Source organism: Brevundimonas nasdae (assembly GCF_019395145.1).
Lineage (GTDB): Bacteria > Pseudomonadota > Alphaproteobacteria > Caulobacterales > Caulobacteraceae > Brevundimonas > Brevundimonas nasdae.
The window spans coordinates 2317638-2343693 of record NZ_CP080034.1; the positions used below are offsets into that span (position 1 = coordinate 2317638).

The 26056-nt window shown below is 66.2% G+C and carries 25 protein-coding genes; 19 read left to right on the top strand and 6 right to left on the bottom strand.

The window, feature by feature from the left end; genetic code table 11:
• Window positions 1-192: 192 nt before the first annotated feature.
• Together KWG56_RS11285 and nhaA are read right to left on the bottom strand one after the other, a co-directional pair.
• Window positions 193-2835, bottom strand: coding sequence for a TonB-dependent receptor (locus KWG56_RS11285; RefSeq protein WP_219354828.1), 2643 nt, complete (start codon window positions 2833-2835; stop codon window positions 193-195).
• Window positions 2836-3111: 276 nt separating this feature from the next.
• Window positions 3112-4311 (bottom strand): Na+/H+ antiporter NhaA, encoded by a 1200-nt coding sequence (gene nhaA / locus KWG56_RS11290; RefSeq protein ID WP_219354829.1) that lies wholly within the window; start codon window positions 4309-4311, stop codon window positions 3112-3114.
• A gap of 334 nt (window positions 4312-4645) precedes the next feature.
• Here nhaA and KWG56_RS11295 point away from each other — a divergent pair, with 334 nt between their 5' ends.
• Entirely contained in the window at window positions 4646-6061 is a 1416-nt protein-coding gene (locus KWG56_RS11295) for a protein adenylyltransferase SelO (RefSeq protein WP_219354830.1), read from the top strand.
• Window positions 6062-6097: 36 nt separating this feature from the next.
• Here KWG56_RS11295 and KWG56_RS11300 read toward each other — a convergent pair whose 3' ends face one another.
• Window positions 6098-7381, bottom strand: coding sequence for a hypothetical protein (locus KWG56_RS11300; protein ID WP_219354831.1), 1284 nt, complete (start codon window positions 7379-7381; stop codon window positions 6098-6100).
• A gap of 243 nt (window positions 7382-7624) precedes the next feature.
• Here KWG56_RS11300 and KWG56_RS11305 point away from each other — a divergent pair, with 243 nt between their 5' ends.
• The 10 genes from KWG56_RS11305 to KWG56_RS11350 all read left to right on the top strand — a co-directional run bounded on the left by KWG56_RS11305 (window position 7625) and on the right by KWG56_RS11350 (window position 15512).
• Window positions 7625-8149 (top strand): DUF2975 domain-containing protein, encoded by a 525-nt coding sequence (locus tag KWG56_RS11305; protein WP_219354832.1) that lies wholly within the window; start codon window positions 7625-7627, stop codon window positions 8147-8149.
• A gap of 11 nt (window positions 8150-8160) precedes the next feature.
• Window positions 8161-8385 carry a helix-turn-helix domain-containing protein gene (locus tag KWG56_RS11310; protein ID WP_373274054.1) on the top strand — a complete coding sequence of 75 codons (225 nt, stop codon included), beginning with the start codon at window positions 8161-8163 and terminating at the stop codon, window positions 8383-8385.
• Between the two features lie 101 nt (window positions 8386-8486).
• Window positions 8487-8960, top strand: a complete 474-nt coding sequence (locus tag KWG56_RS11315) for a hypothetical protein (protein ID WP_219354833.1) — start codon at window positions 8487-8489, stop codon at window positions 8958-8960.
• The gene (locus KWG56_RS11320; RefSeq protein ID WP_308384596.1) at window positions 8957-9154 is read left to right on the top strand and encodes a helix-turn-helix transcriptional regulator; all 198 of its coding nucleotides are present in this window, start codon (window positions 8957-8959) and stop codon (window positions 9152-9154) included. Before KWG56_RS11315 ends, KWG56_RS11320 begins: the two co-directional genes overlap by 4 nt.
• A 50-nt stretch (window positions 9155-9204) precedes the next feature.
• The gene (locus KWG56_RS11325; protein ID WP_219354834.1) at window positions 9205-10179 is read left to right on the top strand and encodes a TraB/GumN family protein; all 975 of its coding nucleotides are present in this window, start codon (window positions 9205-9207) and stop codon (window positions 10177-10179) included.
• Between the two features lie 193 nt (window positions 10180-10372).
• Entirely contained in the window at window positions 10373-10789 is a 417-nt protein-coding gene (locus KWG56_RS11330; RefSeq protein WP_219354835.1) for a DoxX family protein, read from the top strand.
• Between the two features lie 174 nt (window positions 10790-10963).
• Window positions 10964-11443, top strand: coding sequence for a MerR family transcriptional regulator (locus KWG56_RS11335; RefSeq protein ID WP_201096571.1), 480 nt, complete (start codon window positions 10964-10966; stop codon window positions 11441-11443).
• A gap of 3 nt (window positions 11444-11446) precedes the next feature.
• Window positions 11447-13231, top strand: a complete 1785-nt coding sequence (locus KWG56_RS11340; protein WP_219354836.1) for an acyl-CoA dehydrogenase C-terminal domain-containing protein — start codon at window positions 11447-11449, stop codon at window positions 13229-13231.
• Window positions 13232-13412: 181 nt separating this feature from the next.
• Entirely contained in the window at window positions 13413-14576 is a 1164-nt protein-coding gene (locus tag KWG56_RS11345) for an acyl-CoA dehydrogenase family protein (protein ID WP_219354837.1), read from the top strand.
• 42 nt (window positions 14577-14618) lie between these two features.
• On the top strand, window positions 14619-15512 hold the full coding sequence (locus KWG56_RS11350) for a bestrophin family protein (protein ID WP_219354838.1): 894 nt from the start codon (window positions 14619-14621) through the stop codon (window positions 15510-15512).
• A 5-nt stretch (window positions 15513-15517) separates the two neighbouring features.
• Here KWG56_RS11350 and KWG56_RS11355 read toward each other — a convergent pair whose 3' ends face one another.
• Window positions 15518-17050 carry an ABC1 kinase family protein gene (locus tag KWG56_RS11355; RefSeq protein WP_219354839.1) on the bottom strand — a complete coding sequence of 511 codons (1533 nt, stop codon included), beginning with the start codon at window positions 17048-17050 and terminating at the stop codon, window positions 15518-15520.
• A gap of 98 nt (window positions 17051-17148) precedes the next feature.
• Here KWG56_RS11355 and KWG56_RS11360 point away from each other — a divergent pair, with 98 nt between their 5' ends.
• Complete coding sequence (locus tag KWG56_RS11360) at window positions 17149-17868, top strand: 16S rRNA (uracil(1498)-N(3))-methyltransferase (protein ID WP_219354840.1); 720 nt, start codon at window positions 17149-17151, stop codon at window positions 17866-17868.
• A 136-nt stretch (window positions 17869-18004) separates the two neighbouring features.
• Window positions 18005-19366: a glutamate--cysteine ligase gene (locus KWG56_RS11365; protein WP_201096561.1), complete on the top strand. Its 1362-nt coding sequence runs from the start codon at window positions 18005-18007 to the stop codon at window positions 19364-19366.
• A 3-nt stretch (window positions 19367-19369) separates the two neighbouring features.
• On the opposite strand, the gene KWG56_RS11370 is transcribed toward KWG56_RS11365, so the two are convergent.
• Window positions 19370-20125 (bottom strand): hypothetical protein, encoded by a 756-nt coding sequence (locus tag KWG56_RS11370; RefSeq protein ID WP_219354841.1) that lies wholly within the window; start codon window positions 20123-20125, stop codon window positions 19370-19372.
• 80 nt (window positions 20126-20205) lie between these two features.
• Here KWG56_RS11370 and KWG56_RS11375 point away from each other — a divergent pair, with 80 nt between their 5' ends.
• The 5 genes from KWG56_RS11375 (at window position 20206) to KWG56_RS11395 (ending at window position 24521) form a co-directional block, all read left to right on the top strand.
• A complete protein-coding gene (locus tag KWG56_RS11375) occupies window positions 20206-20859 on the top strand; it encodes a hypothetical protein (RefSeq protein WP_219354842.1) in 654 nt (217 codons plus the stop codon).
• Window positions 20860-20961: 102 nt separating this feature from the next.
• Entirely contained in the window at window positions 20962-21711 is a 750-nt protein-coding gene (locus KWG56_RS11380; protein WP_219354843.1) for a DUF72 domain-containing protein, read from the top strand.
• A gap of 76 nt (window positions 21712-21787) precedes the next feature.
• Window positions 21788-22852, top strand: coding sequence for an NAD(P)-dependent alcohol dehydrogenase (locus KWG56_RS11385; protein WP_219354844.1), 1065 nt, complete (start codon window positions 21788-21790; stop codon window positions 22850-22852).
• Window positions 22853-22998: 146 nt separating this feature from the next.
• A complete protein-coding gene (gene phbB, locus KWG56_RS11390) occupies window positions 22999-23724 on the top strand; it encodes an acetoacetyl-CoA reductase (protein WP_201096553.1) in 726 nt (241 codons plus the stop codon).
• A 101-nt stretch (window positions 23725-23825) separates the two neighbouring features.
• On the top strand, window positions 23826-24521 hold the full coding sequence (locus KWG56_RS11395) for a DUF4908 domain-containing protein (RefSeq protein WP_236261008.1): 696 nt from the start codon (window positions 23826-23828) through the stop codon (window positions 24519-24521).
• Between the two features lie 6 nt (window positions 24522-24527).
• Here KWG56_RS11395 and gloB read toward each other — a convergent pair whose 3' ends face one another.
• The gene (gene gloB, locus KWG56_RS11400) at window positions 24528-25250 is read right to left on the bottom strand and encodes a hydroxyacylglutathione hydrolase (protein ID WP_219354845.1); all 723 of its coding nucleotides are present in this window, start codon (window positions 25248-25250) and stop codon (window positions 24528-24530) included.
• Between the two features lie 46 nt (window positions 25251-25296).
• Between gloB and KWG56_RS11405 the strand changes: the two genes are divergently transcribed.
• Window positions 25297-26031 carry a class I SAM-dependent methyltransferase gene (locus KWG56_RS11405; protein WP_219354846.1) on the top strand — a complete coding sequence of 245 codons (735 nt, stop codon included), beginning with the start codon at window positions 25297-25299 and terminating at the stop codon, window positions 26029-26031.
• Window positions 26032-26056: the final 25 nt, after the last annotated feature.

Sequence of the window (26056 nt, forward strand, 5' to 3'; positions counted from 1 at the left end):
CCGTTGGGCAGTCTTCTTATGAAGGTGTCAGACGCACGATATCGTTCGACGAAGGGCCGCTGAGGGTCGAAAACCGAATTTGGGACCACATCTGAACACGGACATTGCGCCCATCCCCTGTTCGCACCCCAAGAAAAAGGGCCGCCCGGTTTCCCGGACGGCCCTTCGTCATTCAGCCATGCGGCTGGATGATCAGTATTTGACCCGCAGCGTCACGCCCCAGGTGCGCGGTGCGCCGAGGTAGGCGTTGTAGGTCGCCGTGTCGGTGGCCTGGTTGTAGTAGGTGCCGTTCGGCTGCGGCGTGTTGACGTCAGCAAAAGCCGTGCCCTGCAGCGGCGCGGCGAAGCCGACTTGGGTGTATTTTTCTTCGAACAGGTTCTGGGCCCAGACATCGACCGTCCAACGCTCGTCCTCGGCGCCGATGGACACCCGGCCGTTGACGACCGTGAAGGCGTCCTGATGCTTGTACGGCAGCAGGTCGGAGCCGGTGTTGTATTCGGTCGAATATTTGGCCGACAGGTTGAAGCCGCCACGCAGCCCGCCGCCCAGCGAACGGTCGAACGACAGGGCGCCGGTCAGCGACCATTCCGGAGCGAACGAAGCGCGCGCGCCCGGCAGCAGCGACAGCTGCGGGAAGCGGCCCGGGCTGGACATGTCGGCGGCGGTGAAGTGGCCGTATTTGGCGTCGGTGTAGGTCACGCCGCCCTGGAACATCAGGCCTTCGATCGGCGTGAACCAGACCATGTCGGCGTCGACGCCCTTGGAGCGCAGCTCAGGAATGGACTCCACCACGAAGGCGGTGCCCAGGAAGGTGTTGAGCTGGAAGTTCTCGAACTTCTGATCGAAGTACGAAATGTTCAGCAGCATGGTGCGGTTGAACAGGGTCGTCTTCAGACCCGCTTCATAGCTGTCGACCGTCTCGGCCTTGAACAGCAGCGAGGGATCAGGCGTCACGCCCGTCTGCACGCGGTCCATGTTGTAGCCCGCGCCCTTATAGCCGCGCGCATACGAGGCATAGGCCATGATCGACTTGTTGAAGCGGTAGGACGCCTTGAACGTGCCGCTCAGGTCCGTGTCATCGAACTTCTCGGAGATGGCGCGGTTGTTATACAGCGGGTTCGACCAGGGCAGGCACAGCAGACCCAGAGCGGCGGCCGGCGTCGCGACATTGGCGGTGCCAGGGATCGGCGACGGTACGCGATTGGCCGGATTCTGATTGGCCAGCGCGCCCAGGCAAGCCGATCCGTTGGCGCCCAGGTTCTGCTGAACGCCCAGCAGACGCTTGCTGTCATAGGTGTAGCGCAGGCCCAGGTTCAGTTCGAAGGCATCGGTCACGCGCCAGGTGTTGTTGGTGAACAGGGCCACCGACTGCGACGATTGCGAATAGTGGTCCTGATAGGCCTTACCCGTGCCGAAGGTCGGCGCCGTGGCGCTAGGCGGAACCAGACCCAGCGCACAGAGCGGTTGCCCAGCCGTGGCGCCCGCCGTGCCGACCAGGAAGCCTTGCGGATTCGTGAAGCAGCCGGTGCGCGACGGGCTGGGTCCGCCAAAGGCCGCCGGAACCGAAGCCGTCAGCAGCAGGGATACAAAGGCGTTGTAGTCCGAACCATAGACGTAGCTGTCGTCGCGATAGATGTCTTCCTTGGTCGCAAACAGGCCGACCAGCCAGTCGAAGCGGTCCGTCGTGCCGGCCAGACGCAGTTCCTGGGTCAGGTTGCGCACGCCATAGCCGTTCGAGCCGTCATTGTCCCGGTGCAGGATGTCGGCGCCGGTGTAGTCCAGGTCCATGCCCTGCTGGAACGACCAGTCGCGCCATGAGGTCTGCGACGTCAGGGTGGCGTTGATGCTGGGGAAGTCGATGGTGGCTTCCGCCGACAGACCCATGTCCTCCATCTGCTGCGGGGTTTCGCGGTTGGCGTAGGCCAGTCGCGAATAGGGCACGACACCGAAGCCTGCGACGGGCGGCGTCTGGCCCGGCCCCTTGGCGCCGGTTAGGGCGGCGATGAAGGCTTGCGACGGACCAACGCGGGTCTGGACGGCGGCGCAGCAGTATTCGTCGCGCTTGCTGTAGTCGGCGATCAGGCGGATCGAGACATCGTCGTTCGGCAGGATCAGCAGCTGGCCACGGCTGGTCCAGTAGTTCTGGGTGCCGTCGTCGGTGCGGGTGTTGGGGCCCTTGCCGTCGTTGACCTCATAGAAGCCGTCACGCTCGCGGTGGGCGACGAACAGGCGACCGGCGATCTTGTCGGTCAGGGGGCCGGTGGCCGAAACCGAACCGCCGATGGCGCCATAGTTACCTGCAGTCAGCTCGGCCTCGACCGAAGGCGTGAACGACGGACGCTCGGTGATGATGTTGATGACGCCGGCCGAGGTGTTCTTGCCGAACAGGGTGCCCTGCGGGCCCTTCAGCACTTCGATGCGGCTGAGCTCGCCCAGATCGCCGAAGCCGACGGCGTTGCGCGAACGATAGACGCCGTCGATGACCACGCCGACCGAGCTTTCCAGGCCGGGGTTGTCGCCCACGGTGCCGGCGCCGCGGATGCGGACGGTGGTGGAGGCTTCCGACTGGGTCGAGGTGACCGTCATGCCGGGGGTCAGGATCTGCAGATCCTTGATGTCCTGCACGCCCGCGCCGGTCAGCAGTTCCTGCGACAGGGTCGTGACCACGATCGGCACGTCCTGCAGGCTCTGCTCGCGCTTCTGGGCGGTGACGATGATGTCGTCGACGCTGGACGGGACCGACTGCTGGGCCGAGGCGACGCCCGCGAAGCCAAAGGCGGCGGCGCCGATCACGACGGCGGACACAGTGGTCTTGAGATGTTGAATTTGGCGCATAAGCGACCTCCCGGCTGGAGCCCGATCGCACTGGCGACCGCAGCGTTCCCTGTTCCCAATCGACCCGCCTCTGCGTGGAGACGAGTTCAGTAAGGCAGAGGCTAAGCGTGGTTCGGGCCGCCTCACAAGCGAGCGTTGTTCCCTGCGTCGATTTTTCGCCGCAGTTGCGGCCTGCTGTGACACGGAAGCGACATAAAATGCTTCCGCAAGGTCAGTATTTGCGTGAAAATTCTGTAATTTTGCAACGCACAAAGCCCCTCAGGTTGCGCTGCACAATCAAGGCCGTTCGACAACGTCGGGGCGGCGTCCGCGCCCCGCCAGGCCCAGCACCGCCGCCGCCGCGAGCGCCGACAGGATGGACCCGCCGATGACGCCCAGTTTGACCTCCACCTGTTCCGGCGAATCCACGGCGCCGGGGAAGGCCAGAACCCCGATGAACAGGCTCATTGTGAAACCCACGCCGCACAGCAGAGAAACGCCGTAAACCTGCAGCCAGCTGGCGTCCGTGGGCCGCGCGCCGATCTTGAGCGCCGAGGCGATCCAGGCCGCGCCGAACACCCCGATCTGCTTGCCGAAGAACAGGCCCAGGGCGATGGCGATGACCAGGGGCGCAAAGGCCTGCTCCAGCGACAGACCCGCGAAGGACACCCCGGCCTTGGCGAAGGCGAACAGCGGCAAAACCAGAAAGGCGTTCCACGGATGCAGGTCGTGGATGGCCTCCTTCAGCGGGCTCTGACCGTCTTCGACGCGCGGCTTGATCGGCACGATCATGGCGAAGGCCACGGCGGTCAGGGAGGTGCTGAGCCCCGACTGGACCGTCAGATGCCACACCGCTGCGAAGCCCAACACCCAGAAGGGGGTGGGAATGCGGATGCGATGGGCGACGACCCCGCCCACGGCCAGAAGGCCCAGGGCCCACAGCAACGGCGTCCAGTTCGCGCCTTCGCTGAACAGAATGGCGATCAGGGCGATGGCCCCGAGGTCGTCGACGATGGCCAGGGTCAGCAGGAACACCCGCAGCGAGGACGGCAGACCACGCCCGACGAAGCCGAAGATGGCCAGGGCGAAGGCGATGTCGGTCGCCAGAGGAATGGGCCAGCCCTCATGCGGCGCGCCGATCACGCCCGACAGCAGAAGATAGACCGCCGCTGGTCCGGCCATGCCGCCCAGCGCCGCCAGAACCGGCGTCGCCAGCTTGCGCGGATCGCTGAGCTCGCCGCGCACGATCTCGTATTTGATCTCCAGCCCCACCACGAGGAAGAAGACCGCCATCAGGCCTTCCTTGATCCAGTTGGAGATCGTCTCCTCCAGCCGGATCGGGCCGATCTGGACGATGTGATAGGATTTCAGCCAGCCGAAATAGTCCGCCGACCAGGGCGAGTTGGCCACGATCAGGGCAGCTATGGCCGCCAACGCCAGGGCCGCGCCGGATGCGGCCTCGGTCTTGAGGAAATCGAGAGTCAGTTTGCGCGCCACGGCGGCCTCCAAACGAAAGGAAGAAACGTCGTGACGCCAGGTTATCGACGGGCGTCGGACCAGATTCGCCGCCCGCAGGCGACGCCAGCCTGACCGCACAGGGCGGCCTGATGTCTGAAGGCAGAATAGCGGATGCGGCCCGGCCTCGCCACCCCTGCGCTCGTCCTTCCGGGGCGTCCGCAGGACGAACCCGGAATCCAGGAGGGCTTCTGCGGCGCTTGATGCGTCTGGCGTTCGCCTTGTCTTCCTGGGTTCCGGGTTCTTCGCGACACTCAGCCCCGGAATGACGTGGTGAAGGTTGCGCTCGCGCCGTCGGACACGCAACTAGCCCTCCATGCTCGTCTCCCCCGCCTATCGCCCCGAACCGCGCTTCATCGACCTTGGCCCCGACTATTCGGATGAGGTGAAATCGGCGGATTTCCCCCAGACCACCCTGCGGTTCCGCAACGACCGGGCCGCCGCCGAAGTCGGGCTGGAGGGACTGACGGACGCCGAATGGATCGCCGCCTTCGGCCGGTTCCAGCCCCTGCCCGGCCAGCCCGGCCCCATCGCCATGCGTTATCACGGCCATCAGTTCCGCCAGTACAACCCGGACCTGGGCGACGGGCGCGGCTTCCTGGCGGCCCAGATGCGCGACGCCAATGGGCGGCTGCTGGATCTCGGAACCAAGGGCTCGGGCCAGACCCCGTGGTCGCGAAACGGCGATGGCCGTCTGACGCTGAAAGGCGGGGTGCGGGAGATCCTGGCGGCCGCGATGCTGGAGGCGCTGGGCGTGCCGACCAGCCGCGCCTTCTCCCTGATCGAAACGGGCGAGGCGCTGGAGCGCGGGGACGAACCCTCGCCCACCCGGTCCGCCGTTCTGGTGCGCCTGTCGCACAGCCATGTGCGGTTCGGAACCTTCCAGCGCGCCGCCTATCTGGGCCGGACCGACCAGACGGAGGCCCTGCTGGAGCACGTCCGCAGCCTGTATCACCCGCAGATCGCACCCGGCGACGCGCCCGGCCTGCTGCGCGCCGTGGTCGAGGCCTCAGCCAGATTGACGGCCCGCTGGATCGCGGCAGGCTTCGTCCACGGGGTGCTGAACACCGACAATCTGAACGTGACGGGCGAAAGCTTCGACTATGGGCCGTGGCGGTTCCTGCCCCACTATGACCCGGCCTTCACCGCCGCCTATTTCGACCAGACGGGCCTGTACGCCTTCGCGCGCCAGCCCGAGGCCGTGTTCTGGAACCTGACCCAGTTGGCAGGGGCGCTGAAACCGGTCGCAGACGGGCCCGAGGGCCTGACCGAGGCGCTGAACAGTTTCGGCCCCGCCTATATCCGCGAACTGCGCGCCGCCTTCCTGATGCGCCTGGGGGTGCTCAGCCTGGGCGAGGCCGCAGACCAGCGCCTGCTGGATGCGGCGCTGGCCCTGCTGCGTGAAAACGGCGAGGCCATGCGGTGGGAGCCGCTGTTCTTCGACTGGTTCGGCGGCTTCGCCTCCTCGGCCCGCGCCCTGTCCGGCCCGCGTGGCAAACTGTACCAGGGCGAGGCCTTCGACGCCTTCCGCTTCGCCCTGATGGAGCACGAACCGGACCGGATCGAACGGCTGGAGCACCCTATGTTCGCCGCCCGCGAACCCGAGGAGATGCTGATCGACGAGGTCGAAACCATCTGGTCCGCCATCGCCGCCGACGACGACTGGTCGCCCCTGAACGCCAAACTGGCCCGACTGGAGGCGGCGCGCACGGCCTGGGGGTTCAGGGCCTGAGCCCCCATCGCGGATGCTCGTCGGCGCCCGACAACCTTATTCGGGATTGGACTCGTCAATGGCGCCCAGCACGGTCGTGGCGGTCAGGGTCGGGGCCAGGATGGCGATGTCATAGCCGAGCGCCAGATTGCGCCACTCCGACGGCGCGGACGCCAATCCGCCCGCACGCAGCCTGCGCAGATCGATCAGGATCCAGTCGTCCGGCGAGACGTCGGCGGGGCGCATGAGCAGGACATCCTTGCGCCAATCCGGGCCTTCGTCCTCCGTCACGTCGAACGGTTGCGCGGTGGCTGCGCGGCCCACGCCGGCATAGCTTCCCTCAGTCCCCTTGGCGCCCAGGACCATGACGTGCAGGGCGGTGACGCCTTCGCCCTCCGCCCGCTCGGCGACGAAGGCGCCGATATCGCGCTGATCCAGCGGATTGAGGCTCTTGTAGACGTGCCAGGCGCCGAACTTCATCAGCAGCCGCGCCTTCGGATTTTCCGCAAGGTGAGCCGCAAGGGTGCGTTTCATCAGACGCGCCCGACGGCCATTGGGGTCGCCCGAACGGGACTGCGAGGCGTGATAGATCGCATGGGTCTCGGTCAGGAGGCCAAACAGGTATCGGGCGCGCTCGCCGCCGTCGCGGGCGATGGCGGCGCCGGCCTGGTCCAAAGCCTCCTGCGTCACGTCGAACAGGAACAGGTCGCCGGGCGAACCGGATTCAAGTGCGGCGGCCGTCGTTTCCCGATCCTGTGCGGCCAGGCCCTCGATGGCGGCGCGGGCGATGGGGCCGGGGTTGGATTTCAGCATCTCCTCCAGCAGGTGGCCGCTGGCCCCGAGGAACTCCTGATCCAGCCCCCAGAGTTGGAGATCCGGCCCTGCAGCGGCGGCGCAGTCGGCAGCCATCTGGCCTTCGTCCCGCCCATTGAAGAAGGCTATGGCGTCGGGGTGTCGGCGCGCGAAGTCAGCGATGCGCGCCTCGCGATCAGGGGACCGCATCATGGAGCCCACGGCGCGCGCCGCTTCCGGTCCTGTCTCGATAGCCATTGCCGTCAGCCCGGTGGGCGCCATCAGGCGACAGACCTGGGTCGTGAAGGCGGGAATCTCCCGGCTCATATGGCTTTCGCCGATCAGCACATACTGACTGCCCGCCACGGCCTGCCCCAGCACAGACGCGCCTGCGCCTGAAAGACCGTTGGGACCGACGCCCAGGGGCAGGCTGGCCTGGCTGATCAGTTGCGTAAAATCGGCGGGCGGGGGCGTTTGCGCATAGGCCCCGCTCGCGAACACGGCCCAACTCGCCATTCCCATGGCGCAAGCCAGTTTCCGGATCTTCACTATCGATACCCCCTCACATTCATCCGCCGTTTAGCGAGGCGAGAGCGGGCCGCCCAGTGAACATGCGTCCATGTTGGCCACCAGAGCTTCCTGGGCGGAGACGACCCGGTCCCGGCGCCGCGGGTGCAAAACCTTACGAAAGCTTCATCTCGTTTATCGATAACGATATTGCTCGCTTATCGATAAATCCATATCGATAGTCGGGAAGACGTCGCAGAGAGCGTCGTCAGTGAGGATTATCGGATGAAGCTTATCGGCAAACGCTCCGCCGCCAGCGCCCTGCGCTGGGTGTTGGGGCTTCTGAATGTGTTTGTGATGCTGGCGGCGATCGGCGTGGTGGTCGTTCTGGCGCTATCGATGATCATTCCCGAGTTCGGGGCGACAGTGCTGGAGGCGCTGAACGAAAACCGCGTGCAGGCCGGGGCGATCACGGTCACAGGCCACCTGACCCTGTTGGGCGCCGCCATCTCGACCGGCCTGACCTGGTGGATCATCAATCGCCTGCGTCGCATCCTGTTGTCGGTCAACCAAGGGGACGCGTTCGAACCGGCCAATGTCGGGCGACTGCAAGCGGTCGGGTTCAGCCTGCTGGGGGTTCAGGCCGCCGCGCTTTTGCTGGCCACTGTCGCCCCCCTGTCCATCGGAGAATCCTCCATCGACTATGACCTGAGCCTGGGGTCGTGGCTGGGCATTCTGGTGGTCTTCATCCTGGCCGAGGTGTTCCGGCAAGGATCAGCGATGCGCGACGAACAGATGACCACGGTCTGAGGAGAGGGATCATGATCGTCATTCAACTGGACCGGTTGCTGCTGGAGCGCCGCATGTCCCTGACCGAGTTGTCCGACCGTGTCGGCGTGACCCTGGCCAATCTGTCGATCCTCAAGACCGGCAAGGCGCGGGCCGTTCGCTTCTCCACCCTGGACGCCCTTTGCCGCGAACTGGACTGCAGCCCCGGCGACCTGATCGGCCAGACTCCAGGAACACAGCCAGAGCCACAGGAATGAGGGCGTTTTGGAAAGCTTCTTTGTCTTGATGTAAAATACGCTTGACTACATCCATCCAACGAACGTAAAGCTCCCTTGTCACAACGACAGGGGAGCTTGTCATGAATAACCAGATCGAAACCCAACCCCATTCCGGCCAATCCAAGTCCGGCCAATCCAAATCCGGCCAGGATAAGATCACGCCCAGCCTGGCCATGCTGGTCGTGGTCGGGGTCACCGCCACCGCCGCCACGCCATTCTGGCCCAAGGCGCTGGGCGCTCCGCCCTCCATCGGCGCCGTCGTCCTGCTGGCGGGCCTGGCCGTCGCCATCGTGTGGCATTCGCTCATCTGGTGGCGCGACCTGAACGAGGCGCAGCGCCAGATCCACCGCAGGGCCTGGTGGCAGGGCGGAAACATCGGGATCCTGCTGGGCGCGGTCGGCCTGCTGGTCGTCCTGGCCGCGGGCGCGCCGATCGCCCCCCCGCCTCTGGCCGACCGCCCCGCCGTCTGGGCGCTGTTCGGCTTTCTGTCGCTGCTGGCCGGACAGGCTGTCGGCTATGGCGCGGCCTGGGTCTTTCACCGGGTGCGGGCATGAGCCCCCTGAACAACCGGGTGCGCGACCTGCGGAGCCGTCAAAGCCTGTCCGTCGCGCAGTTGGCCAACCGGATCGGCGTCTCGCGCCTGACGCTGCACGCCCTTGAATCCGGCCTCTATACGCCGTCGCTGCCGCTGGCGGTCCGCCTGGCCCGCGCCCTGAACCATCCGGTCGAAGACGTCTTCGTCGTCTGATCTCGCGACGCCCCGCCGCAAACCCTCTCAACACATCAAGGAACAAGACCATGAATCTCCAGATCGCTCTGGGGCGCGCCGCCTCGCGCCTGCAATTCATCGGCTTCGGCGTCGCCGTAGGCCTGGCCGCCAGCGTCGCCTTCCTGGCCGTGGACGCCCACGCGGCCGAAACGCCCCCCGCTGCCGCCCCCATCGTCCCCGCCCCCATCGCCCGGGCCGCCGGCGACGGTCCGGCCCTTTGGGTCATTCGCGATGCGGATTCGACCATCTATCTTTACGGCGCCATCCATATGCTGAAAGACGGCACGGCCTGGGGATCGGACAAGGTGGACGCCGCCTTCGACAGCGCCTCCAACGTCTGGTTCGAGGTCACCAATCCAGACGATCAGTCCGCCCTGGGCCCGCTGTTCCAGCAATATGCAATGTCGCCAGACAAACCTCTGTCCAGTTGGCTGACGCCGCAGGAGCAGGCCACCCTGGACACGGCGGTTCGCGCCGTCGGCATGAGCCCCGCACAGATCGACCCCGCCCGCCCCTGGTTCGCCGCCCTGATGATCGCCACCGGCCCGCTGAAGGCGGCAGGGTTCGCGCCCGAAAACTCCGTCGAACTGAACCTGCGCGCCCGGGCGCTGGCGGCGGGCAAATCCATCCACGGGCTGGAGACACTGGACCAGCAGGTCGGCGGCCTGGCCCGGATGAGCGACGAGGGTCAGATGATCTATCTGCGCAGCTATCTGTCCACCTATGCGACCGCCGCCGACCAGATGCAGCGCGCCGTCGCAGGCTGGAGCACGGGCGACACGACCGCGATGGATCGTTTCGCCTTTGAAAACGGCCGCGCCATCTCAGAAGAAGTCCACCAGATCTTCCTGGCCAAACGCAACGCCGACTGGGCGGACCAGATCGAGGGCCTGCTGAAGGGTTCGGGCGTCAGCTTCATCGCGGTCGGCGCCGCGCACCTGGCGGGCGACGACAGCCTGCAGGCCCTGTTGGCGGCGAAAGGCATCACCGTCACCCGCGAATAATCCCTCCGCGCCCGTTGCTTCGGCGGCGCGAATCGCCACAAGCGCGCCGCCCGAAACAATTCGTCATCATTCAAAGTCATCAGCTGATGTCATCGGGTGATGACTATTTTTAAAAGCGCAGCTATAGACCCTCTTGCGAAGCGGTGACGACGAACCGATATCGTCACTGTTACGGATTAGGCATTTCCTCCCCATGACCACCACCACCCTGACTTCGGGCCGCGCCCGGACCCATTCGACCTACAAGAATGTCGCTCTCTGGACCTTCCAGGGATGGATCGCGATGTTCTTCATCGCCGCCGGCTACGCCAAGCTGACCGAGCCGATGACCAATCTGATCGCCCTGATGGGCTGGCCCGCCGTCGCGCCCGACAACATGGTGCGCGGCGTCGGCGTGGTCGAGCTGGTGCTCGGCCTGGCGGTGCTGACGCCCCTGATCTCGTGGCGCGTCGGCCGTCCGATCCTGCTGACCGCCGCAGTCGGCCTGATCGCGATGGAGGCGACCATGCTGATGGTTCACGCCCTCAGCCACGACATCGGCCTGGCCGTCGTCAACCTGCTGCTGCTGGCCATCACGGTTCCGGTGCTGCTGGGCCGCCGCAAGGCCTGAGCCGCGCCACGGCTTCGATCGCCGGAAGCCCCCACCCTCAGCAACCGGCGTATCGCGCCCGGAACCACTCCCAGGTTCCGGGCTTTTTCTTGCCGGACCGCCTGCGACAAAAGCTTACCCTTACGTGCGCGTAAAGCCTCTTCCCTTTACGTACGCGTAAAGTTATGAAGGCGCATGGCCACTGCCGACGATCATCGCACCTATTCCATCCGCCAGCTGTGCCGCGAGTTCGGCGCGACGGCCCGTGCGCTTCGTTTCTACGAGGACAAGGGCCTGCTCACCCCTGCCCGCAAGGGTCAGACGCGGGTCTATGATTCCCGCGACCGGGCACGGCTGAAACTGATCCTGAGGGGCCGCCGCATCGGCTTCACCCTGCAGGAGATCCAGGACATGATGGATCTCTATGATCAGAAGGACCACAACGTCCATCAGATGGCGGTGGCGCTGGTGCGTCATCGCGCACAGATCGCGGCGCTGAAACAGCAGCTCGAAGACATCGAGGGCGCGATCGAGACGGCGGAAACCGCCTGCGCCTGGATGGAATCCAAGCTTTCAGAACACCGCCCGGACCTGCTGCCGGGCGCCGAGGACTATGAGAAGCTTCTCCAGTCCCGCCTCAACCACGACCATCACCCCTTCAAAGCAAGAGCGTAACTCATGGCCTATAAGTCGCCTGTCCGTGACTTCACCTTCATCCTGAATGAAGTCCTGGAAATCGACCGCTACACCAACCAGCCCGGTTTCCAGGACGTGTCGTCGGACCTGATCGGCCAGATCCTGGAAGAAGGCGCCAAGTTCGCCGACGAGGTGATCGCGCCGATCAACAATCCGGGCGACAAGGAAGGCTGTCACTGGGCCGAGGGCGGCGTGGTCACCGGTCCCAAGGGCTGGAAAGAAGCCTATAAGGCCATGTCGGAAGCGGGCTGGATGGCGCTGGCCGCCGACCCGGCCTACGGCGGTCAGGGCATGCCCAGCGTGGTCGCCTCGGCCTTTGGCCAGATGACGGCGGGCGCATCGGCCGCCTTCTCGATGTATCCGGGCCTGACGGCGGGCGCCTATGCAGGCATCCACGCCAACGCCTCGGAAGAGCTGAAGCAGAAATACCTGCCCAAGATGGCGACCGGCGAATGGTCGGGCACCATGAACCTGACCGAGCCGCAGTGCGGCACCGACCTGGGCCTGGTGCGCACCAAGGCCTTGCCGAACGGCGACGGCTCCTATTCGATCACCGGCCAAAAGATCTGGATCTCGGCGGGCGAGCACGACTTCGCTGACAACATCATCCACACGGTGCTGGCCCGCGTCGAAGGCGCGGTTCCGGGCATCAAGGGCCTGTCGCTGTTCGTGGTGCCGAAATATCTGGTCAACGAAGACGGCTCGCTGGGCGAGCGCAATACGCTGGAATGCGCCGGTCTTGAGCACAAGATGGGCATCCACGGCAACGCCACGGCGGTCATGCAGTATGACGGCGCCAAGGGCTGGCTGATCGGCGAAGAAGGCCGGGGCATGAACAACATGTTCGTGGTCATGAACGAGGCGCGCCTGGGCACCGGCCTGCAGGGTCTGGCCATCGGCACCGCCGCCTATCAGGCCGCCGTCGAGTTCGCCCGCGACCGTCTGCAGGGCCGTTCGCTGACCGGACCGAAGAACCCGGAAGGCCCGGCGGACAGCATCATGGTCCACCCCGACGTGCGCCGCATGCTGCTGGAATCCAAGGCCTTCGTCGAAGGCGGTCAGGCCTTCATCCTGTGGACCGCGCTGCAGGCCGATCTGGAGAAGTCCGAAGACGCCGCCGTCGCCACCAAGGCCAAGGACTACATGGGCCTGCTGACGCCTGTGCTGAAGGCCTATCTGACCGACAAGGGCTTCCACGTCGCCTCGCTGGGCATGCAGGTCCACGGCGGTTCGGGCTACACCGAACACTTCACCGCCTCGCAGTATCTGCGCGATGCGCGCATCACCATGATCTATGAAGGCACCAACGGCATCCAGGCCCTGGACCTGGTGGGCCGCAAGCTGCCCGCCAACGGCGGCCGCGCCATCATGACCTGGTTCGGCGAAATCGACGCCTTCGTCGCCGAGAACGGCGGCAATGAAGCCATCAGGCCCTTCGTCGACGGCCTGGCCGACGTGAAGACCAAGCTGCAGGAAGGCACCATGTGGCTGATGCAGAACGGCATGGCCAACCCGGACAACGCGGGCGCCGCCTCGACCGACTATCTGAACGTCTTCGGCCTGACGGCGCTGGCGTACATGTGGGCCCAGATGGCCAAGGCGGCCCAGGCGCAGGTGGAAGCCGGCTCGACCGATCCTTACTACGCCACCAAACTGCAGACCGGCCGCTACTTCGTCGAGCGCATCCTGCCCGACGCCGAAGCCCACCTGAAGAAGCTGAAGACTGGCGCCGACGTGCTGATGGCGATGCCCGCCGAGGCGTTCTGAGGCTTCGCGATTAAATACCGTCACCCTCGGGCTCGTCCCGAGGGCCCACGGTTCCACCGCACGAGAGGAACCGTGAATACGACGACCTGAACTGCGCGCCTATTCGCTCGTGCGGCGGATAGGTGGGTCCTCGGGACAAGCCCGAGGATGACGATTATAAAAAACATCAGGGACGAAACCGATGAACGTGCTGGGCAGCCCCGAACCCGCCTTCATGCAAGAAGAGGAAATCACCCTCTTCTCCGACAGCGTCGGCAAATGGATCGACGAGCACGCGCCGCAGGACAAGTTCCAGCAGTGGATCGCCAACTCCAGCGTGCCGCGCCAGCTGTGGAATGACGCGGGCGACGCAGGGCTCTTGGGCCTCAGCCTGCCGGAAGAGGACGGCGGCTTCGGCGGCGACTATCGCCATGAGGTCGTGCTGATGCGCCAGCTGGGCTGGAAGGGCGCCGACCACTTCGGCATCTCGCTGCACAATGCGATCGTGATGCCCTACATCTGGCACTACGGCACCGAAGAGCAGAAGCAGCGCTGGCTGCCGCGTCTGCAGACCGGCGAACTGGTCGGCGCCATCGCCATGACCGAGCCGGGCGCGGGTTCCGACCTGCAAGGGATCAAGACCACCGCCATCAAGTCCGGCAACGGCTATGTGGTCAACGGCTCCAAGACCTTCATCACTAATGGCCAACTTGCCAATCTGATCATCGTCGTGGCCAAGACCGACCCGTCGCAGGGCTCGAAGGGCACGTCGCTGATCGTGGTCGAAACGGACGGCGCAGAAGGCTTCGAACGCGGCCGCAACCTGCACAAGATCGGCATGGAGGCCAACGACACCTCCGAACTGTTCTTCAATGACGTGAAGGTTCCGGCCGACAACATCATCGGCGGGACCGAGGGTCAGGGCTTCGTCCAGCTGATGCAGCAGCTGCCGCAGGAGCGGCTGAACATCGCCGTTCAGGGCGTCGCCGCCGCCGAGCGCGGGCTGGAAGCCACCATCGCCTACGTCAAGGAGCGCAAGGCCTTCGGCAAGTCGATCCTGGACTTCCAGAACACCCAGTTCAAGCTGGCCGAAGTCAAGACCAAGCTGACCGTCGCCAAGGTCTTCACCGACCACTGCATCGGCCTGCACCTTGAGGGCAAGCTGGACGCCGCCACCGCCTCGATGGCCAAATACTGGGTCACCGACATCCAGGGCGAGACCATCGACGAGATGCTCCAGCTGTTCGGCGGCTATGGCTATATAAACGAATACCCCATCGCCCAGCTGTACAAGGACGCCCGCGTCCAGCGCATCTACGGCGGCACCAACGAGATCATGAAACTGCTGATCGCGCGCACCCTGTAAGTCTCTTGGCGCGGGCGGTTCGACAGGCGTAAGGCCTGCTGCATGATCGTCCGCGCCAAACCTACGCTGTTCGAGATCGCCTTTGCGCTGCGCGGCTCGATCCTGCCGCGCATCATCTGGCGGCTGGCGGCCATGACGGCGGTTTCAGCTCTGGCCGTCTGGCTGACCCAGCGCTGGCCCGGACTGGTCGGACAGCTCAGCGCCACGCCCTTCGCCCTGATCGGGCTGGCGCTTTCGATCTTCATGAGCTTCCGCAACAACGCCTGCTACGACCGTTGGTGGGAGGCGCGCAAGCTGTGGGGCGAGCTGATCATCGCCTGCCGGGGCTTCGCCCGCCAGACCTCCACCCTGTCCGCGCCGGAACGCGAGCCGATGCTGCGCGGCCTGATCGGCTTCACCTACGGCCTGAACGCCCGGCTGCGCGGAAACGATGAGGTTGTCGCCATCGCCCCGTGGAGCGCAGGCGTCGCCGCCGACCGCCCCAATCCCACCGACGCCGCCCTGTCGCAGGTCGGGGACCGTCTGGGCCGACTGATGCAGGATGAGCGGCTGACGCCGATCCATTATTCGGTGCTGGAGCTGCGGCTGGGCGAGCTGACCCATGTTCAGGCGGCGTGCGAGCGGATCAAGAACACGCCCCTGCCCTTCGCCTATTCGCTGCTGCTGCACCGGACGGCGCATCTGTTCTGTCTGTTCCTGCCCTTCGCCCTGGCCCCGGCGCTGGGCTGGTGGACGCCGCTGCTCAGCGTCATCGTCGGCTATGCCTTCTTTGGTCTGGATGCGTTGGGCGATGAACTGGAAGACCCGTTCGGCGAGGACGACAACGACCTGGCGCTGGACGCCATGAGCCGCACGGTCGAGCGCGAACTGCTGGACGCCATGGGCGTGCGCCCTCTGCCGGACCCTATCGCCCCCGTCCGCTATCACCTGACCTGACCGCCTCAGCGGCCCAACCACGCCCCTGCGATCAGGGCCAGGGCGATCATCCCGCCCGCGCCCAGGATCGACACGCCGATCCAGCGCCCGGCCTTCGTCACGGCCTCAGCTGTCTGCCGGTCGGAAGCCCCGGCCTGCCTGCCCGGATCATCCAGCAGACGCCGCGACACCGCGCGGATGAGGCGCGGCAGGTCGCCGCCTGACGCAGACAGGTCCAGAAGGGCGCCGATCACCTGGTTCTGCACCGCTCCCAGACTGCGCCGCGAGAACACCACCCGCTTCCAGGCGCCGCTCATCGCCCGCACCAGATCAAACTGGGGATCGACGCGCGACAGCACCCCTTCGATGGTGACCAGGGCCTTGAGGATCAGCATCAGGTCCGGCGGCGCCGAGACCCGCTCCTGACGCATCAGGGCCATCAGGTCGGCGACGATGGCGGGCAGATCGACATCCCCATTGCCGTGGCGCGCGATCAGCCGCTCCGCGCCTGCCGTCAGGCTTTGAGACGGGACATCGGCCCCCTCGGTCCAGTCAGCCAGGACCTCGGCCATCCGCTCGGCGTCGCTGCCTGCCAGCGCCTGGACAAAGCTGATCAGTTCGGCCCGGCGACGTGGCGTGACCGTGCCCACCATGCCGAAGTCCAGCAGCCCCACCCGGTCGCCCGCCATGCCCCGGAGGTTGCCGGGATGCGGGTCGGCGTGGAACCGCCCGTTGACCAGAACCATGTCCAGAACCGCGTCCGCCCCGATCTGGGCCAGCCGATGAGGATCGACGCCCCCCGCCCGCAGCCGCTCGGCGTCGATCGGCGCAATCCCGTCCAGATAGTCCTGAACCAGCACCCGGTCCGTGGTGTAGTCCCAATGGACGGCGGGAATGACCACATCGCGATTATGCGCGAAGTCGGCGGCGAAGCGGTCGGTGTTGCGTCCCTCGGTGGTGAAATCCAGCTCGTCCAGCATGGCTTCGGACAGCTGGGCGACCAGGGCGCGGGGGCGGTAGCGGGCGATCTCGGCGCTGGCCTGCTCAGCCTTGCGCGCCAGTTCGGCGATCAGGCGCAGGTCGGCCTCGACGCGGGGACGAACGCCGGGGCGGCGGATCTTGAGCACCACCTCGGTTCCGTCCTGCAGGGCCGCGCGGTGGACCTGTGCGATGGAGGCGGCGGCCAGAGGCGTCACATCGAACCGGGCGAAGACCAGCTCGGGGGGCCCGCCCAGGGCGGCCTCAACGTCCGGGCGCAGGACGTCGAAATCCAGCGTCACGCCGTTGCTCTGCAACTGCTCGAACTCTTCGATCCAGTCCGGGGGCAAAAGGTCGGACCGCGTCGACAGGATCTGACCCAGTTTGATGAAGGTCGGCCCCAGCGCCTCCAGCGCCTGACGCGTGCGGCGCGACAGCGGCTCGCCCCCCTCGTCGTCCGCGCCGCCCCCGCCCAGACCCAGCCGCGCCAGGACGGCGCCCAGCCCGAAACGGGCCGCGATGCCCGATATCTCCGTCAGACGTTTTCGGTCGCGCGCGGCAACAGCCAAGGTTGTGAACATGGCCAGACAAACGCCAGGCGCGGCGCGACGTTCCACATCGGCTGCGAACCCGCCGTCAGGGATTGGTTCAGGCGCCGAAACCGCGATATGCACGCGCCATGATCCGTCTGCATGTTCAGGGCGACCTTGCGCCCGCCGCCCCCGTCGCGCCCACGCTGGACCAGTCCCGTTATCTGACCCAGGTGATGCGGCTGAAGGTCGGCGACGACCTGTTGGTGTTCAACGGCCGTCACGGCGAATGGCGCGCCTCCGTCGCCGAGGTGCTGAAGAAGGGCGTCATCCTGCGCGCCGAGGAACAGGTGCGGCCCCAGACCTATGGCCCCGATCTGGAGTTGATCGTCGCGGTGGTGAAGAAGGCCCGCGTCGAGACCATCGTGGAGAAGGCCGCCGAACTGGGCGCGCGCCGCGTGCGGCTGGTCCTGACCAAACGCACCAACGCCGACCGCATCCGCCTGGACCGGCTGGACGCCATCGCCGAGGAGGCCGCCGAACAGACCGGGCGTCTGGATGTTCCCGTCGTCGATGATCCGGTCAAGCTGGATGCGGTTCTGGACGGCTGGGAGGACGGCCGCCGCCTGATGTTCTGCGACGAAACCGGCGGCGCGCCAGCGATGACCGCGCTGCGTGAGGCAGGCGAAGGCCCCTGGTCCATCCTGATCGGCCCCGAGGGCGGTTTCTCGCCGGAAGAAGGCGAGCGGCTGCGGTCCCTGCCCTTCACCACCGCCGTTTCACTGGGCCCGCGCATCCTGCGCGCCGACACCGCCGCCATCGCCGCCATGACGCTTTGGCAGGCGGCTGTTGGCGATTGGGAACGATAAGTGCGCCCTCAAGCAGCGAGCCGCCGCGCGGCGAGCGTTAGGGAAAGAAAGCCCGCCCCCTTGAGCATGGCGACAACCTCGCCCATCTAGCGCGACACGCCGTCGCGATGGTTGCGCCGGAGAGGGGCTATACTGCATGTCCGAAAACGCGCCGCTGACCCGGGACGCCCTGATCGAGGCCATGTCCAAGGGCGCCAAGCCCAAGGATCAATGGCGCATCGGCGCCGAGCACGAGAAGTTCGGCTTCGACAAGACCACCCTGGCGCGTCCCGCCTATGAAGGCGCGAACGGCATCAAGGCCATGCTGGAAGGCCTGCAGCGCTTCGGCTGGGCGCCGGTCGAGGAAAATGGCGTCCTGATCGGTCTGGAACGCAAGAACAACGAGGGCTTCACCGCCTCCGTCAGCCTGGAGCCGGGCGGCCAGCTGGAGCTGTCGGGCGCGCCGCTTCTGACCATCCACGACATCTGCAACGAGACCGGCCAGCATCTGATGGAGGTCAAACAGGTCGCCGATCAGATCGGCGTGGGCTTCCTGGGCGCCGGGTTCGACCCGCTGTGGACCCGCGAGCAGGTGCCGGTGATGCCCAAGGGCCGTTACGACATCATGCGCGCCTATATGCCCAAGGTCGGGTCGCTGGGCCTGGACATGATGCTGCGCACCTGCACCATCCAGGCGAACCTGGATTTCGACAGCGAAGCCGACATGGTGCTGAAGTTCCGCACCTCGCTGGCGCTGCAGCCCATCGCCACGGCCCTGTTCGCCTGTTCGCCCTTCACCGAGGGACGGCCCAACGGCTTCCTGTCGGCCCGCGCCAATGTCTGGACCGACACCGACGCCGACCGCACGGGCATGCTGGGCTTTGTGTACGACGACGGCTTCGGGTTTGAGCGCTACGCCGACTACGCTCTGGACACGCCGATGTATTTCGCCAAGCGGGGCGGCCATTACGTTGACGCCTCTGGCCAGTCGTTCCGTGATTTCCAGGCGGGCAAACTGCCTGCCCTGCCCGGCGAATATCCGACCATCAAGGACTGGAACGACCATCTGACCACCCTCTTCCCCGAGGTGCGGCTGAAGGCCTATCTGGAGATGCGCGGCGCCGACGGCGGTCCCTGGAGCCGCATCTGCGCCCTGCCCGCCCTGTGGGCCGGGGTCCTGTACGACGCCCCGTCGCTGGCCGCGGCCTGGGATCTGGTCAAGGACTGGGACATCGCCGACCACGAACGCCTGCGCCGCGACGTGACCCGGTTAGGTCTGAAAGCGGAAGTCGCGGGCCGCAGCGTGCGCGACATCGCCGTCGACCTGGTCAACATCGCCAAACAGGGCTTGAAGAACCGCGCCAAATTCTCGGGCGGCATGGTGGACGAGCGCGGCTATCTGTCCGAACTGGAAGACATCGCCGACAGCGGGATCACCCCGGCCGAACGCCTGCTGGACCTGTACCACGGCGCCTGGCAGGGCGATGTGAAGCGGATCTACGCCGACTTCGCGTACTGAGCCTTACGGAACCGTATAGTCGGAACAGTCCGGCAAGGGGCGGTCGGGTTGATAGACGCCGGTCGCAGCGTCGAAGGTGAAGCGGCGTTCGAAACTGCAGGTCGGATCACGCGTGGCGACCAGATCGGCAGGCTTCAGCGGCGGGTTCTCCAGCGAATCCTTGGACCGCGACACGCCGCGCGGAAAGGCGGTCGCGGTGGTCGCATAGATCAGGGTCGGCATGACGCCGGACCCGGCGTTCGGCGCCGCCGTCAGCTTGCCTTCGAAACTGTATTCGTCGTGGCAGGCCCCGGCGCGCTGCTCCATGTCCTTTTCGCCGAAACAGGCGCGGATAAGCACGGATGACATGACCGGAACGGTCAGGACCGGGCCGCCCATCGCGTCGCCCGCCGCATCCAGACGATACAGCGCCACCGTCGACGCCTGTCCCCCGCCGCCGGAATACATGGCGCTGGAGCCCACATCGACACCGGCCAGAAACCCGCCGTCGGCCAGCGACATCAGGCCGTTCCAAGGCTGATGGCTTTCCTGACCATAGCTCACGGCGCCCGTCGCGCCCGGCAGGGCGGAGCCGCCAGCGCGCACCACGGGCCGCACAGCCGTATCGTCGCCCGCCACCCCCTCCAGCAGGCCCACGCACCAGCGGCCATCGGCCGTGCAGGCGAAGTCGTCGTCGCGTTTCAACGGCTGGAACTGAGCCTCGGCGGTCGGCGCGGCGCCGACCTGCAGCAGAACGGACAGAAGGACGGGCAGAATCATCGCATCAGCCTAACGGGTTTTGAGTGACGAAACGCCGCGTCTGCGCCTAAGGCTGCGGCTCGTCATGGGGGATAAGCGAAGTGACCGCGTTCGAGTTCTTTTTCAGTTTCTACGGCCTGATCCTGGGCCTGTCGGTCGCCGTCATGGCCACGGGCGCCGCCCGCGCCTTCAAGCATCGCAAATCCATCCCGATCGGCTGGAAGACGCCGCTGCTGGCGGTGTTCGCGGCGCTGGACATCGTGACCTTCTGGGACTCGGCCTGGGTCAGTTTCAATAACGCCCCCTACAGCTATGGCCTGCTGGTGGCGGGTCTGGTGGTGGCCCTGATCTATTTCATCGCCGCCAGCCTGATCTTCCCCGACGCCGAGGACCGCGTCGCCAGCATGGACCAGCATTTCTGGGCCAACAAGCGGGCCGTGCTGCTGTTGCTGGTTCTGACCAATCTGCTGATGACCGGGGCGACCATCTGGATGAAATGGGGGCAGGCGGACGCCACGCATCTGCTGCTCATCTATGGCCAGAACCAGTTGCTGTATCTGGCGCTGATCGTGCCAGCGGCCCTGACTCGCCGCGCCTGGCTGTTCGCCACGACGGTCGGGCTGCACGTCGCCATATATATCGCCTTGGCGGCCCTCAGCATTGCTCTGCCGCAGAGGATGGCGGCCAACAGCCTGAACGAAGCCTCATCGCCCGTAACAGCATCGACGACGCCGTCGCAGCCCGCCGCCCCGTGATCCCGCTATCGATCAGGCCCTAAAACCGCGAACCGTTTCCTCGCCTCGCCGGTTGCAGTATCGACAGAGGATCATTTCAGCGGCGATCAAAGAGGCGCGGCCATGTCAGGTTCCATCTATGCAGGCATCGGCGGCTGGACGTTCGAACCGTGGCGCGGGGTCTTCTATCCCGACGGCCTGGTCCAGAAGCGCGAGCTGGAATACGCCGCGTCCAAGCTGACCTCGATCGAGATTAACGGCACCTATTATTCGACCTTCAAGCCCGACAGCTGGCGCAAATGGCGTGACGAGACCCCCGCCGGTTTCGTCTTTTCCGTCAAGGCCAGCCGCTACTGCACCAACCGCAAGGTGCTGGCCGAAGGCGGCGAAAGCTTCGACAAATTCCTGTCGCAGGGCCTGACGGAGCTGGGCGACAAGCTGGGGCCGATCAACTGGCAGTTCATGGGCACGAAAAAGTTCGACCCCGTGGATTTCGAAGGCTTCCTGAAGCTGTTGCCCAAGGAGAAGGACGGGGTGCGGCTGCGGCACGCGCTGGAGGTTCGCAACCCCAGCTTCGCCACCGAACAATTCTATGATCTGGCCCGCCAGTACGGCGCGGCCATCGTCTATGCCGTCGACGACGAGGAGCCGACCTGGCCCCAGATCGACGAGGCGACCGCCGACTTCACCTACGCCCGCCTGATGTCCAGCCGCGAGGACGAACCCACTGGCATGACCGGCGCCGAACTGGACGCCGTGGCGAAACAGGCCAAGGCCTGGGCCAAGCGCGGCGACGTCTTCGCCTACTTCATCTCGGGCGCTAAGGTGCGCAACCCGGCGGCGGCCCAGGCGCTGATCGCGAAGCTGAAATAGACCGCAGCCGTCTTGCGGTCGGTCAGGGCGGGCCACATCTGAGGGTCGCTTCCCGCCAAGCCTGAAGGACTTCCCCATGCCGATCGCCACGCGCGCCTTCGCCGCGACCGCTTCCGACCAGCCGCTGTCGCCCTACAGCTTCGAGCGGCGCGATCCGGGGCCGGACGATGTGGCCATCGCCATTAAATATTCGGGCGTCTGCCATTCGGACCTGCATATCGCCAAGAATGATCTGGGCGGCACGCGCTATCCTATCGTGCCGGGTCACGAGATCGCGGGCGTGGTCACGGCGGTCGGCGCCAATGTCACCCGTTTCAAGGAAGGCGACCGCGTGGGCGTGGGCTGCATGGTCGACAGCTGCCGCACCTGCCCCGCCTGTGTCGAGGGCGAGGAGCAGTACTGCGTGCCGGGCATGACCCAGACCTATGGCTCGCCCGACCCCAAGGGCGCCCCCGTCGGCCAGACCATCACCCAGGGCGGATATTCCGACGCCATCGTGGTCGATCAGAACTATGTGCTGCGCATCCCCGACAGCCTGCCGCTGGACGCCGCAGCGCCCCTGCTGTGCGCGGGCATCACCACCTGGTCGCCGCTGAGGGAGTGGAAGGTCGGGCCAGGATCCAAGGTCGCGGTGATCGGCCTGGGCGGGCTGGGCCACATGGCGGTCAAGCTGGCCGCCGCCCTGGGCGCCGAGGTCACGGTTCTGTCGACCTCGGACCGCAAGAAGGCCGACGCCGAGCGGATGGGCGCCAAATATTTCCTGATCAACTCCGACAAGGATGCGATGAAGGCGGCGGCCGAGAAGTTCGACCTGATCATCAACACGGTCTCGGCGACGCACGAGATCGCCAGCCATGTTCAACTGCTGGCGCGCGACGGCACCATGGTCATGTTGGGTCTGACGACCGAGGGCCTGCCGGTCTTCGCCCTGCCGCTGCTTCGCCGCCGCCGCCGCATCGCCGGGTCGCTGATCGGGGGCATCCGCGAGACGCAGGAGATGCTGGACTTCTGCGCCGAGCACGGCATCGCCTGCGACATTGAACTGATCGCGCCCGACCGGATCAACGAGGCCTATGAGCGGATGGAGAAATCCGACGTCCGCTACCGCTTCGTGCTGGACATGGAGAAACTGGCCGCCTGAGCCTGCGGCCAAACGTCCGTCTGAGCCAAGATGCTGAAGGAGCCGGTTTCCGTAACGGAAATCGGTTCTTGCGCGCAACCTGTGCGTCGTTACACCTTTAAGCCTGTGATCCCGCACAGACGGGCAACAAGGGACAAGGAACAATCATGGCGCGCGTAGCTTTCGTGACCGGCGGCACCAGGGGCATCGGCAAGGCCATTGTTCAAAGACTGAGCGAGGACGGCATCAGCGTCGCCGCCGGCTATTCCGGCAATGACGAGGCCGCGCAGGCGACGGCCAAGGCGCTGGGCGTCACCGTCGTAAAGGGCAATGTCGGCAGTTTCGAAGACTGCGCCCGCGCGGTGAAGGAGGTCGAGGACCAGCTGGGTCCCATCGATATCCTGGTCAATAATGCGGGCATCACCCGCGACGGCTTCTTCCACAAGATGAGCCACGACCAATGGTCCGACGTGATCCGCGTCAATATGGACAGCGTCTTCAACATGACGCGCCAGGTCATCAACGGCATGCGCGACCGGGGCCACGGCCGCATCGTCAACATCTCCTCGATCAACGGCCAGAAGGGCCAGATCGGCCAGACCAACTATTCCGCCGCCAAGGCCGGGATGATCGGCTTCACCAAGGCGCTGGCGCTGGAGAACGCGCGCAAGGGCGTCACCGTCAACTGCATCGCGCCCGGCTATATCGACACCGAAATGGTCGGCGCCATGGACGCCAAGGTGCTGGACGCCATCATCAGCCAGATTCCCGTCGGGCGACTGGGCAAGGGCGAGGAGATCGCCGACATGGTGTCCTGGCTGGTCGGAGAGCGTGCCGGATATGTCACAGGCTGCACACTCTCGTTGAACGGCGGTCAATACCTGGTCGGCTGAATCGCACCTTCGCCTAAAATCCGCCTCGTGCGGGTTTCATCCAAAGTCTCATGAAGTTGACGGCGACTGTCACGGCGAAAAAATCGCCAGGCCTGACGGCGATGGGGCTCACCGCCATCGTCGCCTTGCTGACACTCGCCCTCACAATCTATGCGTGCGATGCGGCGGCGCAGACACGTCGCAGCACGCCGGAGAGCGGACGCTATGTCTCCGGCGCCGGGCAGGCGTTCGTGCTGGACAGCTCGGGCCCCCGACCGCTGCTGCGGTTCGAGCGGTCCGCAGAGGTCTGGGTGCTGCGGCCGACCGCCGCCCCGCGCGGCGACATCATCTACCGCAACGACAACGGCGACCAGATTCTGCGCGTCACCTCCGACGGCGGCATCACCCTGTATTCGACACGCACGCCCCAGGGGTCGCCCGTCTCGCTGGCGGGCGAGGCCACGCGCCTGGAGACGCCGGACCTGGGTCCGATCCAGCTGTTCAACCTGATGGCCCGCCGCAGCGGCCTGGTCAGCGAGGCGCTGGGCCGTCTGATCCAGATCGACCTGGCGGGCAGCCAGTCCGAGGCCCTGTGCGTCGAGGCCTTGATCGTCACCACCGACGCCGTGATCCGCGTGGCCCGCAGCCCCTCGACCCGCGAACAGGTCAGCCGCCTGCGCAAGATCACCATCGCCGAGGGCGACCGCGCCTCGGTCACCTATATGCGCGGCGAACTGCGGGTCATCGTCGATCCGGCGCGCGGCGTCAGCGGACGTCCGTCATCAGCCTTGGTGATCCGCGCCCTGATGCCGAGCTGATCCGGATCAGAAGCCGTCCTTGGCCGCCCGACGCGCGGCGAAGTCGGCGGCGTCCCTGGCCCGCAGGAACGGATTGAACTTCAGCTCCGTCGCGATCGTGGTCGGCACAGTGGCCTCGCCCCGTTCACGCGCCGCAAAGATCGTCTCGGCATAGGCCTGCATCTCGGGCCGGTCATCCAGCGTCAGGGTGAAACGGGCGTTGGCCGCCGTATATTCGTGGGCGCACCAGATCACCGTCTCGGGCGGCCAGGCGGCCAGGGTCTGCAGGCTGGACCACATCTGTTCAGGCGAGCCCTCGAAGATGCGTCCGCAGCCCAGGGCGAACAGGGTGTCGCCGACGAAGGCCGCGCCCTCCTCGACCGAACGGAAGACGACGTGGCCCTGGGTATGGCCGGGCGTGTCCGTCACCTCGAACCGCGTCTGGCCCAGTTCGACCACATCCCCGCCTGCGACCACGCGGTCCAGCGGGGCGACGCGGCGCACCTCTTCCGGCCCCACGATCTCGCAGCCGGTCTGCGCCTTCAGCCGCTCGTTGCCCTCGGTGTGGTCTGGGTGCCAGTGGGTGTTCAGGATCAGGTCCAGCCGCCCCCAGCCCAGTTTCTCTAACTCCTCCAGAATCCGCGCCGCGTCCGGCGTATCGACCGTGGCGACCTGGCCGGTGGCCGTATCGCGGATCAGAAAGCCGTAGTTGTCGCTGCGGCAGGCAAACAGGTGAACATCCAGGGTCATGCGCGCATTCTAGCAGTCCCGCCCATCTGCGGCCTATAGTGATCCCATGCGGCGCAGCATCGACGAGCTTCGAACCTTCTACGGCGAACCGACCGGCGCGCTGGTGCGTCGGCTGCTGGCGCGACGCCTGAACGACGCCTGGGGCGAGGCGACCAACAGCGATGTTCTGGGCATCGGATACGCCACGCCCTGGCTGGACGCTTTTGTCGGCGCCCGCCGCGTGGTCGCGGCCATGCCGGGCGGTCAGGGCGTCGAACAATGGCCCACGGTCGGGCGCAACCGCACCCTGCTGGTCGATGACCGCCGCCTGCCCTTCGCCGCCGGTTCGTTCGACCGCATCCTGCTGATCCATGCGCTGGAAGAGGCGGATGATCCCGCCGCCCTGCTGACCGAGGCCGTGCGGGCGCTGGCGCCGACGGGGCGGATCATCCTGGTCGCGGCGGCGCGCGGCGGCCTGTGGGCCAGAGCCGAGAACACCCCCTTCGGCCACGGGCGCCCCTTCACCCGCCGCCAGCTGGAGCGGCTGGTGCGCGAAGCGGGGCTGGAGCCCGCAGCCTGGTCCCAGACCCTGTATGTGCCGCCGTGGACGCCGCTGCTGTCGCTGGCGGACGGGTTCGAACAGGTGGGACGTCGTGTCGCGCCGGGCGCGGCGGGCCTGATCCTGCTGGAGGCGTCGCGTCAGACCTATGCCCGACTGCGGCCCAGCGGCCATGCCCAGCGCGTCCGCAATCCGAACCTGACGCCCCAGCCCATCGCCCGCACCCCCGCCTCCGACGCTTGAAATGGCGATGGCTGACGCGGAGTTG